Annotated in this window: 17 protein-coding genes; 9 read left to right on the forward strand and 8 right to left on the reverse strand. The window is 55.7% G+C overall.

The features are described from left to right. Positions 1 to 77: 77 nt before the first annotated feature. From ACQ86N_RS43925 to ACQ86N_RS43955, 7 genes are all read left to right on the forward strand, one after another. The gene (locus ACQ86N_RS43925; protein WP_431212569.1) at positions 78 to 365 is read left to right on the forward strand and encodes a hypothetical protein; all 288 of its coding nucleotides are present in this window, start codon (positions 78 to 80) and stop codon (positions 363 to 365) included. Further along, positions 353 to 484, forward strand: coding sequence for a hypothetical protein (locus ACQ86N_RS43930; protein ID WP_431212570.1), 132 nt, complete (start codon positions 353 to 355; stop codon positions 482 to 484). Before ACQ86N_RS43925 ends, ACQ86N_RS43930 begins: the two co-directional genes overlap by 13 nt. 181 nt (positions 485 to 665) lie before the next feature. Continuing rightward, entirely contained in the window at positions 666 to 2,081 is a 1,416-nt protein-coding gene (gene gndA / locus ACQ86N_RS43935) for an NADP-dependent phosphogluconate dehydrogenase (protein ID WP_431212571.1), read from the forward strand. A gap of 19 nt (positions 2,082 to 2,100) precedes the next feature. Then, the gene (zwf, locus tag ACQ86N_RS43940) at positions 2,101 to 3,249 is read left to right on the forward strand and encodes a glucose-6-phosphate dehydrogenase (RefSeq protein WP_431212572.1); all 1,149 of its coding nucleotides are present in this window, start codon (positions 2,101 to 2,103) and stop codon (positions 3,247 to 3,249) included. 20 nt (positions 3,250 to 3,269) lie between these two features. Further along, positions 3,270 to 3,602 carry a hypothetical protein gene (locus tag ACQ86N_RS43945; protein ID WP_431212573.1) on the forward strand — a complete coding sequence of 111 codons (333 nt, stop codon included), beginning with the start codon at positions 3,270 to 3,272 and terminating at the stop codon, positions 3,600 to 3,602. A 102-nt stretch (positions 3,603 to 3,704) separates the two neighbouring features. After that, a complete protein-coding gene (gene pgl, locus ACQ86N_RS43950) occupies positions 3,705 to 4,244 on the forward strand; it encodes a 6-phosphogluconolactonase (protein ID WP_431212574.1) in 540 nt (179 codons plus the stop codon). After that, positions 4,184 to 4,390, forward strand: a complete 207-nt coding sequence (locus ACQ86N_RS43955; RefSeq protein ID WP_431212575.1) for a 6-phosphogluconolactonase — start codon at positions 4,184 to 4,186, stop codon at positions 4,388 to 4,390. The genes pgl and ACQ86N_RS43955 overlap by 61 nt, the downstream gene beginning before the upstream one ends. Before the next feature lie 49 nt (positions 4,391 to 4,439). Here the strand turns inward: ACQ86N_RS43955 and ACQ86N_RS43960 are convergent, their stop codons facing one another. The 5 genes from ACQ86N_RS43960 to ACQ86N_RS43980 all read right to left on the reverse strand — a co-directional run bounded on the left by ACQ86N_RS43960 (position 4,440) and on the right by ACQ86N_RS43980 (position 8,384). Further along, positions 4,440 to 4,856, reverse strand: coding sequence for a DUF2251 domain-containing protein (locus tag ACQ86N_RS43960; protein WP_431212576.1), 417 nt, complete (start codon positions 4,854 to 4,856; stop codon positions 4,440 to 4,442). Positions 4,857 to 4,934: 78 nt separating this feature from the next. Continuing rightward, positions 4,935 to 6,044 carry an N-acetylmuramoyl-L-alanine amidase gene (locus tag ACQ86N_RS43965; protein ID WP_431212577.1) on the reverse strand — a complete coding sequence of 370 codons (1,110 nt, stop codon included), beginning with the start codon at positions 6,042 to 6,044 and terminating at the stop codon, positions 4,935 to 4,937. A gap of 83 nt (positions 6,045 to 6,127) precedes the next feature. Then, positions 6,128 to 6,475: a hypothetical protein gene (locus ACQ86N_RS43970; protein ID WP_431212578.1), complete on the reverse strand. Its 348-nt coding sequence runs from the start codon at positions 6,473 to 6,475 to the stop codon at positions 6,128 to 6,130. Continuing rightward, entirely contained in the window at positions 6,429 to 7,919 is a 1,491-nt protein-coding gene (locus tag ACQ86N_RS43975) for an acyl-CoA dehydrogenase family protein (RefSeq protein WP_431212579.1), read from the reverse strand. Before ACQ86N_RS43975 ends, ACQ86N_RS43970 begins: the two co-directional genes overlap by 47 nt. A gap of 24 nt (positions 7,920 to 7,943) precedes the next feature. Then, the gene (locus tag ACQ86N_RS43980; protein WP_431212580.1) at positions 7,944 to 8,384 is read right to left on the reverse strand and encodes a MarR family winged helix-turn-helix transcriptional regulator; all 441 of its coding nucleotides are present in this window, start codon (positions 8,382 to 8,384) and stop codon (positions 7,944 to 7,946) included. A 210-nt stretch (positions 8,385 to 8,594) separates the two neighbouring features. Between ACQ86N_RS43980 and ACQ86N_RS43985 the strand changes: the two genes are divergently transcribed. Further along, on the forward strand, positions 8,595 to 9,827 hold the full coding sequence (locus tag ACQ86N_RS43985; protein WP_431212581.1) for an SGNH/GDSL hydrolase family protein: 1,233 nt from the start codon (positions 8,595 to 8,597) through the stop codon (positions 9,825 to 9,827). A gap of 97 nt (positions 9,828 to 9,924) precedes the next feature. Next, positions 9,925 to 10,740 (forward strand): alpha/beta fold hydrolase, encoded by an 816-nt coding sequence (locus tag ACQ86N_RS43990; RefSeq protein WP_431212582.1) that lies wholly within the window; start codon positions 9,925 to 9,927, stop codon positions 10,738 to 10,740. Here ACQ86N_RS43990 and ACQ86N_RS43995 read toward each other — a convergent pair. From ACQ86N_RS43995 to ACQ86N_RS44005, 3 genes are read right to left on the reverse strand one after another with little or no spacing between them, the layout of a single operon-like run. Further along, positions 10,730 to 11,482, reverse strand: a complete 753-nt coding sequence (locus ACQ86N_RS43995; protein WP_431212583.1) for a T9SS type A sorting domain-containing protein — start codon at positions 11,480 to 11,482, stop codon at positions 10,730 to 10,732. The genes ACQ86N_RS43990 and ACQ86N_RS43995 overlap by 11 nt on opposite strands. Next, positions 11,479 to 15,159, reverse strand: a complete 3,681-nt coding sequence (locus ACQ86N_RS44000; RefSeq protein ID WP_431212584.1) for a beta strand repeat-containing protein — start codon at positions 15,157 to 15,159, stop codon at positions 11,479 to 11,481. The genes ACQ86N_RS43995 and ACQ86N_RS44000 overlap by 4 nt, the downstream gene beginning before the upstream one ends. After that, a complete protein-coding gene (locus tag ACQ86N_RS44005; protein ID WP_431212585.1) occupies positions 15,074 to 17,389 on the reverse strand; it encodes a beta strand repeat-containing protein in 2,316 nt (771 codons plus the stop codon). The genes ACQ86N_RS44000 and ACQ86N_RS44005 overlap by 86 nt, the downstream gene beginning before the upstream one ends. Between the last annotated feature and the right edge of the window lie 59 nt (positions 17,390 to 17,448).

Raw genomic sequence — 17,448 nt, forward strand, 5'->3', positions numbered from 1 at the left:
CCGATTGTCAAAATATTGTCAAATATTCTGTGGATTTCTAACTGCTTTCCCTAAATTGGGGGACCAAAATTCCGAATATGTTGCATCGCAAAAAACTCATCATTTCCCTGTCCCTTTTCGCCCTCGTGCTCACCGGTCTGTCCGCCTTCCGCTCGCAGGACGAAAAACCCAAGCACAATTTCAAGGTTCTGCCCAAGGATATCAGCCATGACGACCTGAAAAAAGTGATGGACGGCTGGTGCCAGGCGCTGGGTGTAAAATGCGGGTTCTGCCACGCCCCGTCGGCGGACAGCACCAGCCATCGTCTGGATTTTGCCAGCGACGCCAAACCGGAAAAAATATCGCCCGCAGCATGTATAAGATGACCGGGAAGATCAATAAGAAATATTTTAGCTTTAATAAAGACGAGAAAGGCGACGTTATTCCCGCGATCAGCTGCATTACGTGCCACCGCGGAAACCCGCATCCCGGCGAAGTGAAATAGAAATAAGACAACTAAAAATTTTGCAGAGCGCTCCACCCGGAGCGCTTTTTATTTTTAGGCATTTCCCGACATTATTTTATTGTATCTTTTACCGTTTGTGTCTCTCCAACAACGGCTTGTCAGCCCCCGGACGTGTTTGGGATGCATAAATTACCTAAATTTAGGCCCTCATAATTCAATCATGGCAAACAATTCTTTTAAATTCGGCATGATCGGCCTCGGCGTTATGGGGCGTAACCTACTGCTTAATATGGCGGACCATGGTTTCCCCGTTGTCGGCTTTGACCTGGATGCACAGAAGACAGCAACACTGGAAACTTCCGCAACATCCAACACTACGGTGAAAGGAGTAAATACGCTCGCGGAAATGATCCAGGTACTTGAAAAACCTCGCAGGATGATGATGCTCGTTCCCGCCGGCAAGCCGGTAGACGATGTTATCAACAGTCTTTTACCCCTTCTCGAAAAAGGAGATATCGTCATCGACGGCGGTAACTCTCACTATACGGATACACTGCGCCGCGTAAAGTTCATGGAAGAAAAAGGCTTTCACTTTATGGGAGTCGGTATCTCCGGCGGTGAACAGGGCGCCCGCACAGGCCCCAGCATCATGCCCGGCGGTGACCCCGAAGCGTATCAGCACGTCAAGCCCCTGCTGGAGGCCGTGGCGGCAAAAGTCAACGGCGTCCCCTGTGTCGCCCACCTCGGAAAGGGCGCGGCCGGTCACTATGTAAAAATGGTGCACAATGGCATCGAATACGCCATCATGCAGCTGATCAGCGAAACCTACGACCTGCTGCACCGCGGACTGGGTCTGGACAACGACGAACTGCACAAGATCTATAAGAACTGGAACGACGGCGACCTGCAGTCCTTCCTCGTCGAGATCACCCGCGATATCTTCCTCAAGAATGACGACAAGACGGGCAACCGCCTCGTAGACATGATCCTCGACAAAGCCGGCGCCAAAGGCACGGGCAAATGGACCTCCCAGGACGCTATGGACCTGGGCATTCCCATACCCGTGATCGATATGGCGGTCTGTATGCGCGAGCTCTCCGCCTACAAGGATGAAAGAACCCAGGCAGCCGCTATCTACAAAACGCCTTCCACGGATATCCCCGTCCCCAGAGAGGTCTTTATCCAGCAGGTGCAGGATGCCCTCTTCTTCGCCACCATCATCAGCTATGCCCAGGGCCTGGCGATGCTGCACGTCGCGTCGAAAGAACTGGCTATGGAGATCCCGATGCAGGAAGTGGTCAAGGTATGGCGCGGAGGATGTATCATCCGGTCTTCCCTGCTCGAAGTCTTTTTCAAAGCCTACGAGAAGAACCCGCAGCTCTCCAATCTGCTGCTGGAAGGCGAGATCGCACAGCTGCTGCAGGGCAAGAAACAAAATATGCGGAACGTCATCATCCACGCCATCCATATGGGCTGCCCCGTGGCAGGCCTGATGGCGGCGCTCAGCTATTTCGACGCCTACCGCAGCGAACGTATGCCGACCAATCTCATACAGGCCCAGCGGGACTATTTCGGCGCGCATACCTATCAGCGCATCGACGAGCCCGGCATCTTCCATACGGAATGGAATAAGTAATTGACACAATAGACAGTATATGCAAAATCACAAAAGGCCACCCGCATCCCTGATCTTTATTTTCGGGGGCAGTGGCGATTTAAACTTCAGAAAGCTTTCACCCGCCTTATACAACCTGTTCATTGACGAGTGGATGCCCGAAAAATTCGGCATCGTCGGCATCGGCCGCACACCTTACAGCGACGAAGAATACCGCAAACGTCTCTGGGACGGGATCAACCAGTTCAGCCGCCGTAAAGGAGATGAGCCCAACGGCCACTGGGCCGATTTTTCCCAGCACGTCAGCTATCTCCAGATGGACGCGGAAAAGGACGCCAGCTATGACAAGATCATGGACGTCATCAAGGCAAAGGAATCAGAAATAGGCGAGCACCCCAACGTCCTCTTCTATCTCTCCGTGGCGCCCCAGCTGATGCCCGATATCGCCAAGAAGCTTGGCGCGCTCAAGACCTGCTCCGAGACGGCTACCACGCGTATCGTGATCGAAAAACCGTTTGGGCACGACCTCAAGAGCGCACACGAGCTGAACCAGCTGCTCACCAGCATGTTCAAGGAAGAACAGATCTACCGCATCGACCACTACCTCGGTAAGGAGTCGGTACAGAATATCCTGTCCCTCAGGTTTGCCAATGCGCTCTTCGAACCCATCTGGAACCGCAACTATATCGAGTCGGTACAGATCACAGCGGCTGAAACGGTTGGCGTGGAAGGCCGCGGCGGCTACTACGAGAGCTCCGGCGCCCTTCGCGACATGGTGCAGAACCATATCCTCCAGCTGATGTGTATGGTGGCGATGGAAGCCCCCGTCTCATTCGAAGCCAACGAGATCCGTAATAAGAAGGTAGACGTCCTCAACGCCATCCGCAAGATCAGCAAGGAAGACGTCAATCAGGTGGCGGTCCGCGGACAGTACGCCGAAGGCTGGATGAAGGGCCAGAAGGTTCCCGGCTACAAACAGGAGAAAAGCGTCAATCCCACTTCTCCCGTCGAAACTTTCGCCGCCGTCAAATTCTATATCGACAACTGGCGCTGGCAGGGCGTGCCGTTCTATGTCCGCACCGGCAAGCGCATGAATCAGAAGACGACCAATATCACCATTCAGTTCAAGACGGCCCCCAGCTATGCCTTCCCCCGGAAGCAGCAGAGACCTGGCGTGCCAACCGACTGACCATCAGCATTCAGCCCGAAATGGAGGTCAGACTCAGATTTCAGGCGAAACGCCCGGGTCAGTCCATGAATCTGGACCCCGTGGACATGGTCTTCAACTCTGACTCCAGGCACGAGCCGGAAGCCTACGAGACGCTGCTGCTCGACGTCATGGAAGGCAACCCGACGCTGTTCATGCGCGCCGACCAGGTGGAAGCCGCCTGGAAGATCGTCATGCCGATACTCGAGACCTGGGAAAGCCGCCCTCCTGTAGACTTCCCCAATTACACGCCCGATGCGTGGGGTCCCGAAGACGCGGAAGCCCTGATCGCAAGGGACGGACACAACTGGATCACCGTCACCCCGGCGCAATAAAATAACAGAGAGCGGGCCAGAAATGGCTCGCTCTTTTTAATCTCATAACATGGAACTACATGTATACGCGGATGCCGGCCAGCTCAGCCAGGCGGCAGCCCGGTGGATAACAGACCTTATCAGTACTACGCTGAAAAAAGAGACCGGTTCACCATCGCCCTGTCCGGTGGCAGCACCCCCAGGGCGCTGCACAAGCTGCTGGCGGCTGCGCCATACAAGGACCAGATCGACTGGTCAAAAATGCATATCTTCTGGGGAGACGAGCGTGCCGTCCCTTTCGAAGACGACCGCAACAACGCCAAAATGGCCTACGAGACCCTGCTCAATTTCGTCACCGTTCCCGCTTCACAGATCCACGTGATGCGAACGGATATCGGCCCCGACGAGTCCGCGGCAGAATACGAAAAGATCCTTCACCAGTATTTCGATTCCATTCCCGGCGCAGCCACGCTACCCAATAGCTTCGACCTGGTATTGCTGGGAATGGGTGATGACGGTCATACCCTCTCTCTTCCCGGGATTGCCGGATCGTACACGAGGAGAAAGCCTGGGCAAAGGCGTTCTGGCTGCCCGCGCAGGACATGTCCCGTATCACCCTCACAAAGACTATCGTCAACAAGGCTGCTCATATCGCTTTCCTGACGACAGGGCCCGGAAAGGCCCACGCCCTGAAGGAAGTGCTGAAAGGGGCCTACAACCCGGACCTCTATCCGTCGCAGGAGATAAAGCCGGTCAGCGGCGACCTGCACTGGTTTGTCGACGAGGCGGCGGCAGCGCTGCTGAAGTAGGTGCGGCGACGGGGAGGCCCCGTCTGCGGCCCGGCCGAAAAATAAGTGGTTAAAAGAATTTCCTGATCAACTCATCCGTGAGCTTGCGGTCTCCCTTCGTCCAGAACTCATTGGGTGGTGGGAACTCGTTGATATTATAGCCGCCCTGCGCTTCGAAGTCGAACAGCGCGTGGGCGAATCCGTCGATGACGAGCGCGCATTTCAGCCAGTCCTTCGACCAGACGATCAGCAGGGGGCGACCCCCGCCGGCTGGCGAATCCAGGGCATCCTCTTCCCGCTGATGAATATGCAGCGCGTCAAGAATCCGCAACCCCGATCCGTCCCCGTCCTTTTCCACCGCATAAAAATAGGCCGATTCACCGTCGTCCTCGAACACGACCCCATAGCGGTTCTCCGGCGCAAAACTTTCTATAAAAAGGTCCTCGCCTGGCGTCCACTGCTTCTCCTGCATCAGATATCCGTTCATGGCTTGTTCGCTATTTTTTTGAGCCAGTCCACGATGCCGAGATAGATCTTCTGCGCCACCGCTTTCTGAAATTTGGGACTAAGTATTTTTCTTCTCGTCTTCGGGATTGCTGAGGAAGGCCACCTCTACCAGGACGTTCGGGTAGTCGGTAGGACCGCTGAGCGAAAAATTGAAATTGCCTACATTGCCGAATTCCTTCAGTCCCAGACTCAGCATCCTCGTCATAACCGCCTCGCTCAGCGGCCGGAAACCGATATACCGGTAGTAGGTGCTCGTGCCGCGCACCGTGTCCTGGCCCGCGGAATTCAGATGGATACTGACCAGCAGGTGCGGGTCGTACTGTTTCAGCATCTCTATCCGTTCGGGCATACTCAGCGAAGTATCCTTCGTGCGGGTCATGAACAAATTCGTGACCCCGGCCAGCTTCAGTGTCCTGCGCAGCTGTTCGGCGATCAGCAGGGTATAGTTCTTCTCCAGTATTTTGCTGGTCACACCGCTGGCGCCGGAATTGTCCCCGCCATGTCCGGCGTCGACGGCAATCCTGAGCTTGCGGATATCCAGTACTGCCGGCTGCCTCCTGATCCGGATGACGAGCCGCCTGCCGGAACTGTCGTATGAAAGCGCGTAGCCCCAGTGCTGCGTATGCTTCAGCTGGATGTAAACGCGCAGCACGTCGTCTTCCACCTGCTCGTACCAGGTATTTTTGATCTCCTTTGCCGAACGCAGCTGGGTGATCCAGTTGGTATTGCTGGTCACTCCGAAGATATCGACCGCCACCCTCGAGGGATCCAGCAGCTGTGTGCCGCGGTAGGGGAGTCTGTCGTCGAGGCTTACCAGGACATAGTCCGAAGCCGTGTCGCCAAAGACCCTGATGCTTCCGCTGAGATGGGGATTGTGTGCCGGCAGCCGCCCCGATATCTTTGCCTGCCTCACCACGCTGCTTTTGGCAATATAGGCGTAGTGCTGGCTGGAAAGACGGATCTTATAGTCCGTCCCATTGCTGTCCACGACCCTCACGAGTACATTTGAATCCAGAAAGCCCATTTTCGCCCCGCCGAGCCGGTCGTCGCCGATGCCATATTCCATAAAAGGCAGCTGTCCCGTCGTCCGGGCAAGCCAGATACTGTCCTGCGAATGGCCGGTGCGGAAGGCCGCCAGCAGAAGGACACACAAGCATATCTTACGCATGGCCAAATATAGCCAAAAACGGAAAAGCCACGCCCGGAAACTCCGGTGTGGCCTTTCTTTCCTCATGTGTAACCCGGGATATCCTACAGCGGATACCTGTTATCGTTGATCAATTTGTCTGCAATCCTTCGTTTTGCTTCCTTGCTGTTGAACGGCTCGACCTTTGTAAACCGTTTCAGGCCCAGCAGCATCATCCGTTGTTCGTCGCCGTCCGCAAAAGCGTTGATAGCGTCCTTGCCGGATTTGTTGATGCTGTCCGCCGCGTCATACAGCCAGGTGCGCATAATGTCCAGCTCAAAAGCCGCTCCCGACTCTCCCCGCTGGTCTGCCAGCTTCCAGGCTCTCAACAGCGCGCTCTCCGCGACAAAGGTCCGGATGGCCATATCAGCGATATGCATCAGCACCTCCTGCTCCTGCTCCAGCTTCATCATCAACTTTTGAGCGGCAGCCCCGGCGGTCAGCAAAATAGCCTTTTAAAGTTCTGTACGATCTTTTTTCTTTGGAAAACGGCGTTTCTTCGCCGGGACCAAAATCCGGAATACTCATCAGCTCTTTCGAGACCGCCATCGCGGCTCCCATAATGTCCAGCCTTCCTTTCATTGCCCTCTTGAGTACCATATCGACCGTAAGCAACCGGTTGATCTCGTTGGTACCTTCATAGATCCGGTTGATCCGGCTGTCCCGATAGGCCTTCGAGATGATATATTCGTCGCTGAACCCATTGCCGCCATGGATCTGAACCCCTTCGTCGACCACGAAGTCCAGCATTTCGCTGCCAAATACCTTCAGAATGGCGCATTCGATCGCGTATTCCTCCGCGGCGCCCAGCACCGCTTCGTTGAACGGTTTGCCTTCGGCCGCCAGACCGACCTCTTTATCGTCGATCCACTTTGTCGTGCGGTACAACGCGCTCTCCGAAGTCCATATTTGGATCGCCATTTCAGCAATCTTGTTCTTGATGGCTCCGAAATTTGCGATCGGGGTTTTGAACTGCTCGCGCGTCTTTGCATATTCGATGGACGTAGTCGCAGCCCGTTTGGCTCCGCCCAGAGCCGCGGCACAGAGCTTTAGCCTTCCGATGTTCAAGATATTAAAAGCGATGATATGCCCCTTTCCGATCTCGCCCAGCAGATTCTCCGCGGGCACCTTGCAGTCCTGGAAATACAGCTGAACCGTCGACGATCCCTTGATCCCCATCTTGTGCTCTTCCGGACCCTGCGTAAATCCCTCAAAGCCACGCTCCACTATAAAGGCTGAGAATTTGTCCCCGTCGATCTTTGCGAATACGGTATAGATATCGGCAAACCCGCCATTGGTGATCCAGCATTTCTGGCCGTTGAGCAGGTAGTACTTGCCATCCGCGGAGAGCCTGGCCGTCGTCTTCGCTCCGAGCGCGTCGCTACCGCTGTTGGGCTCGGTCAGACCATAGGAACCCTTCCACTCGCCCGTGGCCAGCTTTGGAATATATTTCTTCTTCTGTTCGGGAGTTCCGAAATAAAGTATCGGCAGGGTTCCGATGCCCGTATGCGCCGAAACGCCGACTGAAAAAGAGAAACCGCCACCCAGCCCCTCATTGACCAGGGTAGCCGTGATAAAATCCTTTCCCAGTCCGCCGTATTCCTCCGGGACAGCGGCGCCGAGCAGGCCCTGATCGCCCGCCTTCTGTATCAGCGAAGGCATCAGTCCCGGCTCCAGCTTGTCAATACGGTCGATGACCGGCAATACCTCGCTGTCCAGAAACGAGTTACACATATCCTTCACCATCTGCTGCTCTTCGTTGAAATCTTCCGGGATGAACGTTTCGAAAGGAGAGCTTTCCTTTATCAGCCATTCGGCCCCCTTGAGAGCCTGCTTTTTTTCGGTAGACGTGCTCATAGATAATAGTTTTATTGGTTAGGCTTATCTCAAATTGTCATAAACAAGTTGCAACACTTCCTTACAAATATCTATACGATCCGCAGGCACCCCTTCCAGCGCCTCGTTCAGCGTAGCCTCCGCCAGCTGCATCGTCTCTTCCTGCAGCCGCTGCGCCTGTCGCGTCAGAAAGATCAGGTTGATCCTCCGGTCGTCGTCCGAGGGCACGCGTCTGACCAGCTGCAGCTTCTCCAGATTGTCCACCAGCCGGGTAATGCTGGGCTTGTCCCTGAACGTCGCATTACACAATTCCTGCTGACTTTTGCCATCCTCCTTCCACAAATGATACAGCACGCTCCACTGCTCAATGGTTATCTTCAAACCGGCCGTATTGAACTTTTTCTGCAAATTCCGCGCAATCGCCGTCGACGCTTTACCGGTGATAAAACTATAGAGCTCCCCTTTCTTAAATTGGTTGTTTGGCATACAGTTAGTTAAACAACTAAATAAAGTTAAGGATTTGCGGCGATAATTACAAGATTTAATCCAAATTAAATCGGGGCATTTTGTTATCCTTTGGGCTTTTTCGTAACTTTCCATACTCTCTTTCACCGAAGTCCTATCTTATAAAATTCTGCCTCCGCCCCTCCAGGTATCTTAATTGCTATCGGTTCCACACCCCTAAAATGACCATTTATGCGTCACCTCCTCATCCTCTTATGCTGGGTACTCCCAGTCGCGCCTGCTTATTCGCAACACAAGATCTTCGCCGGTATGGGCTCATCAACAATGGCAGGAGTAGGTTCAACGCCTACAACCCCGCCAGGTTCGAGTCAACCTCCCGTCAACGCCTGGGCAAGCATACTGACCCGATACTATCAGGCCACAGGGTATATCGACAGTCTGTACAATCTGGGCAGACCCGGGACTACCACTTACAGCGGTCTTCCCACCAGCTATACCATTCCCGACGGACTGGAGCACAATCCCGACTATGACGTGGACGGCGCTCTGAACTCCCGCTTCGCTTTTGGCCGCCCCACGGATATCGTCATCGTCAACTACGCCAACAACGATGTCGGAAATGGCTATACACTGGCACAGAGCATGGAAAACCTCCAGATCATCTATAACACGGTGATCGCTGCCGGCAAGATCGCTTTTATAACCACCACACAGCCGAGGACGGGGTATACCACCGCGCAGAAACAGCTGCTGAAAGTTGAACGGGACTCGATCATGAACCGTTTCGGCGTTTATGCGATCAATTTCTACAATCCGATCGTCGCCGCCGATTCGCTGAACATCAACCCAATTTATAGCGCCGGAGATAATATCCACGTGAACAATGCCGGTCACCAGGTGCTGTTCGAAGCGGCGAGGGACGTCATGAACAATGTTCTGTTCGGCGCTCCCCTGCCCATTACGCTGACCGCCTTCAACGCAGTGAAGCAACAGCAGAAAGTTGTCCTGAGCTGGACCGGAATGGACCAGACGGGGGCTCCCGTCTTTATCGTTCAGCGCAGCGGTGACGGCAGTTCTTTCGATGATATCGCTTCGGTGCCGGCCGTCGGCGCCGCGACAGCGCACAACTATACCTGGTCGGATGCGCAGCCGCTTGCCGGAAAAAGTTTTTACCGGATAAAAGTCACGGAGCACGGAGAGACGGACCACTATTCGGTGATCGCCACCGTTATGAATATCGCCACCAACTGGAAGATCGGAAAGCTTTACAGGGCCACGGGATCGACATGGAATATCGAGATACTGGCAGAAAAGAATACCCGGCTCCAGCTGCGGGTGGTCGACGCCAACGGTAAATCGCTGATGCAGCGCGCCGTCTCCGTCACTTCGTCGTCCCGAGCCGATCCCCCTGAATCTGTCGGGCCTGTCCGGTGGTCAGTACTTCGTGCAGCTGGTGTCCGATGAGGGGGAGGTCTCCGCGAGGGCGATCCAAAAAGAATGACGGGCTTCGCCTTTTGGACGACCGGCCAGGAGTCCGTAGATTAGCCGGGAAACCCGGGATATGCAGCATGGCTATTATCAGCTGAAGGACTCGAAGATACACTACTCCGTCGGAGGAGGCGGCAGCCGGCTGCTCATCTGTCTGCATGGCTATGGCGAATCGGCGGAATCCTTTGCCTTCCTCGAAGCCGCCCTCGGTGACGGCTACACGCTGCTGGCGATCGACTTCCCCTTCCACGGCGAGACTGTCTGGAAGGACGGGTTCTATTTTGATCCGCGCGACCTCGTTGCAATGCTGGAAGAGGTAACGCGGGGCCTTGCTGCAGACGGCTCCCCCTGGACAGTGCTCGGATACAGCATGGGCGGCCGTATCGCCCTGCACCTTCTCCGGATGATCCCGGACAAGATCGGCCGTCTCGTCCTTCTGGCACCCGACGGCCTCACCATGAATCCCTGGTACTGGCTGGCCACCCAGAGCCGGCCGGGCAGATCGCTCTTCCGCTTCACTATGGACCATCCCCACTGGCTCTTCGGCTGGCTGCGCGCTGCAAATAAATTCAAATGGGTCAACCCGGGTATTTATAAATTCACCCGCCGCTACATCGACGACGAAAAGGTCCGCCACGAGCTCTACGCCCGATGGACAACCATGCGGGGTTTCCGGCCGGACCTGGGGCAGCTCCGCAGCACCATACGCGAACGCAAGATCCCCGTATTCCTTATCTACGGCCGCTATGACCGTATCATAATAGCAAAAAGGGGAGAACGCTTCAGAAACGGCATCGAAGATCAATGCCATCTCCAGCTTCTCCCCACAGGCCACCAGCTGCTGCAGCCGGACAACCAGGATATCATAGTTACAGCGATTACTTCATAACGATCACCTGATGGATGCTGATATGTCCATCGGCCGTGGTGATCTTCAGCATATACATACCGCTGCTGAGACGGGGGTTGAGTGTCGCCAGACCGCCCGCCACCGGCGCAGTCTCCTGCAACAGCAGCTTGCCGCCCGCGTCATACCATTCTGTCCTCACGCTGCCGAGACCGGCGCCCAGACCATTTACGAATACCTGTCCCCTTGTCGGGTTGGGATAGACGGAGAGACGGGCGGCCGCGTCAAAGTTTACGACACGCACGGGTGAATAGGTTTCCTTTCCGTCCTTATCGGTCTGTTTCAACCGGTAGAAGCTGGTCCCGCCGTAGGGCTTCGCGTCGATCGCCGTGTAGTCCAGCTCCGCGTCGCTGTTGCCGTCTATCGCCTTCGTGGCCTGCTTTGTCACGTCCTCATAGCTTACGCCGTCCTTACTCCTCTCCACCGTAAACCAGGCGTTGTTGGCCTCGGAGCTTGTAGCCCATGAAAGGTCGGTCCGCCCGTTGTTGGCAATTGCGTTGAAATAGAGGAGGCCGACAGGGAGTATGTTCATGCCACCCGCCTTGTTGCCAAGCGCAAATGTCGAGAAGGAATTGAAGGGTGAAGGACCCGACATGGAGGTGATGCTTCCGGTAAGCATCGAACCCGCGCTGTATGCCGGCCCGCCCGTACCACCGATGTCTATCCAGCTGGTCGTTGCGGTATAGGTGTTCTTCACGACGGTGAGCGAGCCGCCGTCGGTCACCCAGTCATTGTATCCAAAAAGATCTGGATGGTCTGGTTGCCGCTGAGGCCCGCGTTGGGCTGGTTGGCGCCCGCAGCGTCGGTCCTTCCGATCGTATAATAGTGTACGTCGGATACGTGGTCTACGGTCGGCGGGAGCGAATAGCTCAGCAGTTTTGCGCTGGCATTGAACAACTGCGCCTGATACGTATACAGTGTGCCGTTGCTGTGACTGACCGTGAGCACCACGGGCCGGCAGTCCGGCGCCGTGCCTATCGGAAAGTTCAGCGTTGTCGCGCCCGAGGTCGATTTCTGGTAGCGCATCGGACCGTTGACATAGCTCGTCGAAAGCGCGTCGCCGGGTGCGGTTACCGAACCGTTCAGCATGGTCAGGATACGCGCCGTAGTAGTATTCAGCAGACCCGAGGTCAGCACGAGGCTCTTCGAGACGTTGATCGAGGTCGTGTTGAGGGTAACGCCGCCGCCGGTATTGGCGACGACCAGCCGGGCAAATACAGGGATCGGCGTACCCGCTGTGGCATTCATATTCTGAACCCCCGAGCCCGTCATTACAGCCGTACCGTTGCCCGCACCGAACGTTATCGCGGACGCTGAGGGGCTCGTGACGCTGATGCTGCCCGCATAGTTGCTGGTATTGTTATAGTTCGGATAGACCAGACCGGTATTACTCTGGACGAAGTTCACGTCGTTGTTATAGAAGTCGCCCGCGTTGTTGGTCATCAGGAGATAACCGGTCCCGTTGTTGGTAAAGGTGGCCGCGCCGTTAAATATGTTGTTCCCGTAGCTCTGGTCGCTGCTGGAGCCCGTTTTTGTGCAGTTGACGGTACCGTTGAAGGTGCTGTTCTGGAAGAACAGACCTGGGCTCGACGAGGTCAGCGATGCATCGAAGGAGGCGCTGTTCCCATACTGGATATAGCTGGTACCCGTGGTAGTGATATTCTGCGCGGTGTTGCCCGACTGTGTAAAACTCCGGAAGACCAAGCCACCGGAATTGAATCCACCCGATCCCACGCTGATCGTTTTCCCGCTGGAAAGAACCGACGTTCCTGTTCCGTTGCCAAAATATATACCGCCGCCGTTGACATTGTTGACGATGACATTGCCATTGTACTGGGTGCTGATCCCATAGGCGTTGGGATAGATCCACAGATTATTCGCACCGGGGCTGTTGTTGAAACTGACGTCGCCGTTGAAGACATTACCTGTACTGTTGTAGGCGACATACATATGCTGTGCCGGACTCTGGTTGTTGAAGACCGCCGTGGACTGCCAGGTGTCCGGATTGCCGTTGCCCATCATGAAATAACCCGTACCCGTATTCGTCATGGTGAATGCACCGTTGAAGAGATTGTTTCCCGGGCACTGGTCGCTGCTGGTGCCATTCTTCAGGGAAGTCACCGTTCCGTTGAAGGTGCTGCTGTTGAAGAAAAGGGTAGGGCTCACCGTGGTCAGATTTCCGCCGAAGTTCGCCAGAGGGCCAAAATACAGGCTCGCTGTACCCGTCAGAGTCAGTGACTGTGGCGTAGGCCCCGTCTGCGTAAACTGCCTCAGCAATAAAGTTCCGGCAGAGAATCCGCCAGCGCCTATCGAGATAGTCTTTCCGGCCGCCAGCGTCGCCGATGCCGAGGTCGACGAATTACAGAACGTGACTCCGGTGCCGGCTGTCGACGTGGCGACGATATTGTCGTTAAAGACGGTTCCGGAGGAATACGGACTGACGGTGATGCCCGTGTTGGCCGTAGGGCTGTTGTTGAACGTGGTCACCCCGCCGAAAACGTTATTCGGACTGTTATACGCCACAAAAATATTACTCGTACCCAGGTTGTTAAAGGTCGCCGCGGACATGAACTGGTCCCTGTTGCCATTTCCCATCAGCAAAAAGCCCGAGCCCTGATCGGTCAGGACTGCCGGACCGTTGAATATATTGTTCCCCGCGCTGTAGTCATTGGTTGCACCATTCTTCGTCGAATTGACGGCGCCGTTGAACGTGCATCCGTTGAAATACAACGACGCGCTGGTCGATGTCAGGTCGCCGCCGATCGTCGAGGTCGGCCCAAAGGTCAGCGCACTGGTGCCTGTCAGCGGAAGGTTAACGGGAACACTGCCGAGCTGAGTAAACCGCATGATCTGCAGATAGCCCGTACTGAATCCGGCTGCGCCGATCGAAATGGTCTTTCCCGCCGCCATGGTCAGATCGGTAGCAGCGCTCCAGCCGAAGGCGATGCCGACAGAAGAGCCGGTTTGCGTCAGTATGATATTCCCGTTGAACTGGTTACCCGTCGGGGAATTTCCGAAAATGACGCGCTCGGTAGAGTTATTATTTACGTACAGATCTCCATTATAAATATCCGGTGCGCCATTGGCGAAGCCGAAATAGCCGCCGCCCTGCTGGTTGATCGTGGTCGTCGAATTGAACGTGTTCCCGCCAAAAGACCATTCCCCCGCAGCGCCCGTCTTGGTCAGCGCGGTCACGCCGGAAAAAGTAGTCGTATTGAGAAGGATACGGGGAGACACAGCGGTAAAGTCCCCGCCGAAAGAGGAAGACGGACCTGTCTGCAGTAGTGTATTGGTCCCCGTCAGACTGAGGCTGGTGGGGGTGTTACCGAGCTGGGTGAATTGCCTCATATAAAGCGTACCCGTGGAGAACCCGGCCGCCCCGGTCTGTATGGAATAGCCCGCGGCCTGCACGGCCGTGGACGCGCTGTTCTGGTCGAAATAGACTCCCACCGAAGTACCGGTGCTGGAGACGGTGATATTCCCGTTGAAGGCATTTCCCGGGGAGTTCCAGCCTACGCCGATATAAGAAGAGCCGCTGCTGTTGAAGGTGACGTCGCTGTTCCAGGTGTCGGGATTCCCGTTGCCGAGGATCAGGATGCCCGATCCGCTGTTGTTGAGGGTCGTGCTGGCCTGGAATATATTGCCGCCGCTGCTGTAGTCATTGCCGGCGCCGGTCTTTGTTGCCGTGACGGTGCCGTTGAACGTACAGCCGTTGAAGAACAGATTGCTGCTGGTGGCGGTCATATTGCCATCGATGGTAGACGTCGGGCCAAAATACAGCGCCGTTGTCCCCGTCAGCGGAAGATTTACCGGGGTGTTGCCCAGCTGGGTAAACCGCATGATCTGAAGATAGCCCGCGCTGAATCCAGCCGCGCCGATGGATATGGTCTTTCCCGCCGCCATGGTCAGGTCACTGGTCGCGCTCCAGCCGAATGCGGTACCGACGGACGTACCCACCTGCGTGAGGATGATATTCCCGTTGAACTGATTACCTGTCGAGGTGTTCGCAAAAATGACCCGCTCGGTAGAGTTGTTATTGACATACAGGTCTCCGTTATAGATATCGGGAAAGCTGCTGGCAAAGCCAAAATAGCCGGCGCCCTGCTGGTTGATCGTGGTCGTCCCATTGAAAGTATTGCCGCCTGTGGACCATTCGCCGGTCGCTCCCGTTTTGGTCAGCGTGGCTGCGCCGGAGAAGCTGGTCGTATTCAGCAGGATCCGCGGAGATACGACGGTAAAATCTCCGCCAAAGGAAGAGGCAGGCCCCGTCTGTAACAGGGTCGTAGCGCCCGTCAGGCTGAGGTCGATCGCCGTATTACCCAGCTGGGTGAACTGCCGCAGCAGCAAGCTGGCCGGAAGAGAAACCGCCTGCGCCGACCGAAATGGTCTTTCCGGCCGCAAGGGTCGCAGCCGATCCTGTATTCTGACCAAAGTATATGCCGGCCGAGGTGCCCGAACTGGAGACGATGATATTCCCGTTGAACGCATTTCCCGCGGAGTTGAATCCGGCACTGATATAACTGCCGGCGCCGTTGCTGGTGAAGGCGGCATCGCCGTTAAAGACATCGGGGTTGCCGTTGCCGAAGAACAGAGAGCCCGTACCCGTATTGGTAAATGCAGCGCTGCCCTGAAAGGTATTTCCGCCGCCGCCGTAGTCGTTACCCGCCCCTGTCTTCGTTGCATTGACCTGGCCATTGAACGTAGCGCCGTTGAAATATACGTCGGGCGTGTTCGTGGTCATGTCCCCGCCGATAACCGAAGCCCGGGCAATGGCGAGATAGGTACTGGCCCCGGTGAAATTGAGATTCATCGGCGCACTACCCAGCTGCGTGAACGTATTCAGATAGAGAAAGCCGGCGCTGAAACCGGACGAGCCCACGAGGATCGTCTTGCCCGCTGCCAGTGTAGGTGTGCCTGTGCCGCCCAGCCAACCCAGATAGATGCCCCCTTTGCCGGAAGCGGTGACGATGATATTGTCGTTGAACTGGTCATTGGAGTTATATCCCAGCATAAAATAGCCGGTATTGCTCTGCTGGTCGATGGTACAGGTAGAGTTGAAAATATTTTGATACTGGTTGTTATGATTCGACGAGCCGCCCGTCTTGCTGAAAGCGGCCGGGCTGTTATAGGTGGCGCCCTGGGCCCAGATATCCGGCGCCGTGGCGGTAAAGGACCCGCCAAAACTGCTGCCAGGTCCCAGGATCAGCGAAGAGGTGCCCGAGCCTACGAGGTTGACGGGGGCGCTCCCCAGCTGTGTGAACTGTTTCAGGTACAGGTAGCCCGCGGTCAGGCCTCCTGTACCGGCCTGGATAGTTTTGGTGGCGGCTAGCGTCGCGGTTGCGGTCGTATTCCCGCCGCAGAACTGGACCCCTGTCGCGCTGCCGGAAGTATTCACATATATATTCCCGTTGAACTGGTTGCCTGTGCTGCCCCAGCAGGGTAAAAGGCGTTCGGATCCGTTATCCGAGAACGTTACGTCTTTATTCCAGATATCGGGATTGACGTTGCCCAAAAGAAAATAGCTGCTTCCGTTGTTGGTGAAGGTAGAGACGCCATTGAAGACGTTCCCGCCGCTGCTCCAGTCGCCGGTAGAACCCGTTTTGGTAAAATTCGTGACCCCGTTGAAAACGGTCCCGTTCAAAAGTATGGTCGGGCTGACGACGGTCACATCTCCGTCAAAAGAAGAGGACGGCCCCAGCGTAACGGCTCCGCCGCCGGTCAGCGACAGACTCTGTGCCGTTGGCCCGGTCTGTGTAAACTGTCTCAGATTCAAACTGCCGGAAGAAAATCCGCCCGCGCCGATCGTGATCGTTCTTGTCGCCGCCAGCGTAGTCGTCGCCGACGCGTTACCGCCGAAGATGATGCCGGCTCCGCTGGTCGAACTGACCACGATATTCCCGTTGAATACGGTCCCTGCGGAATTCTGACCGACATAGATCGCGGTATTCGAAGCCGGCGTGTTGTTAAAGGTGGTCACTCCGCCAAAAACGTTATTCGAACTATTGTATGCGACATAAAGATTGGAGTTGCCGCTATTATTGAAGGTCGCCGCGGCGTTGAACTGGTCGGGGTTGTTGTTTCCCAGCAGCAGGTAGCCGTCGCCGGCATTGGTCATGGTCGTGACGCCGTTGAAGATATTGTTGCCTGAGCTGGCGTCGTTGCTGGGTCCGGTTTTGGTCAGGGTGAGTGCTTTCTGAAAGGTCGTATTCCTTATGGTTACGGCCGACGAGTTGATCGTGACGATACAGTTCATAACGATGGGTCCGTTGCCAAAGGTCGTGGAGCTGGCCGCCGGGATGGTAACCGTTCCATTCTGTACGGTACCGGTCGTGAACGTGGCCGTGCTACCGCCGATGGTCAGGGTAAAGCCGCCCATGTCGAGGGTGCCGCTGGTCAGTTTGAAATTGGAGATTCCCACGCTGGCGGGCATCAGACAGCTGTTGCCGGCCGTCACAATGGTCACATTGTCCACTGCGCCGGGGACCCCGTTGGGGGTCCAGTTGGCGGGAGTATTCCAGTCGGTCGATACGCTGCCATTCCACGTATAGGAAGTTTGGGCGTTTGCCGTCCGGGTACAGACAATAATAAGGAGGAGGGAAAAATACAGGATTGTTAGTAGAGGTCTTTTCATAGAAACAATGAATTTTGAATAAATTCAAGTCATATTGGATTTTACATATAGGTCTATAC

This window comes from Puia sp. P3 (assembly GCF_050632245.1).
Classification (GTDB): Bacteria; Bacteroidota; Bacteroidia; order Chitinophagales; family Chitinophagaceae; genus Puia.

Bases quoted from the DNA above. Each gene is read 5' to 3' on its own strand.
- ACQ86N_RS43925 (WP_431212569.1), top strand. From the start codon at position 78: ATGTTGCATCGCAAAAAACTCATCATTTCCCTGTCCCTTTTCGCCCTC.
- ACQ86N_RS43930 (WP_431212570.1), top strand. From the start codon at position 353: ATGTATAAGATGACCGGGAAGATCAATAAGAAATATTTTAGCTTTAAT.
- gndA (WP_431212571.1), top strand. From the start codon at position 666: ATGGCAAACAATTCTTTTAAATTCGGCATGATCGGCCTCGGCGTTATG.
- zwf (WP_431212572.1), top strand. From the start codon at position 2,101: ATGCAAAATCACAAAAGGCCACCCGCATCCCTGATCTTTATTTTCGGG.
- ACQ86N_RS43945 (WP_431212573.1), top strand. From the start codon at position 3,270: ATGGAGGTCAGACTCAGATTTCAGGCGAAACGCCCGGGTCAGTCCATG.
- ACQ86N_RS43955 (WP_431212575.1), top strand. From the start codon at position 4,184: ATGTCCCGTATCACCCTCACAAAGACTATCGTCAACAAGGCTGCTCAT.
- ACQ86N_RS43960 (WP_431212576.1), bottom strand. From the start codon at position 4,856: ATGAACGGATATCTGATGCAGGAGAAGCAGTGGACGCCAGGCGAGGAC.
- ACQ86N_RS43965 (WP_431212577.1), bottom strand. From the start codon at position 6,044: ATGCGTAAGATATGCTTGTGTGTCCTTCTGCTGGCGGCCTTCCGCACC.
- ACQ86N_RS43970 (WP_431212578.1), bottom strand. From the start codon at position 6,475: ATGATGAAGCTGGAGCAGGAGCAGGAGGTGCTGATGCATATCGCTGAT.
- ACQ86N_RS43975 (WP_431212579.1), bottom strand. From the start codon at position 7,919: ATGAGCACGTCTACCGAAAAAAAGCAGGCTCTCAAGGGGGCCGAATGG.
- ACQ86N_RS43980 (WP_431212580.1), bottom strand. From the start codon at position 8,384: ATGCCAAACAACCAATTTAAGAAAGGGGAGCTCTATAGTTTTATCACC.
- ACQ86N_RS43985 (WP_431212581.1), top strand. From the start codon at position 8,595: ATGCGTCACCTCCTCATCCTCTTATGCTGGGTACTCCCAGTCGCGCCT.
- ACQ86N_RS43990 (WP_431212582.1), top strand. From the start codon at position 9,925: ATGCAGCATGGCTATTATCAGCTGAAGGACTCGAAGATACACTACTCC.
- ACQ86N_RS44005 (WP_431212585.1), bottom strand. From the start codon at position 17,389: ATGAAAAGACCTCTACTAACAATCCTGTATTTTTCCCTCCTCCTTATT.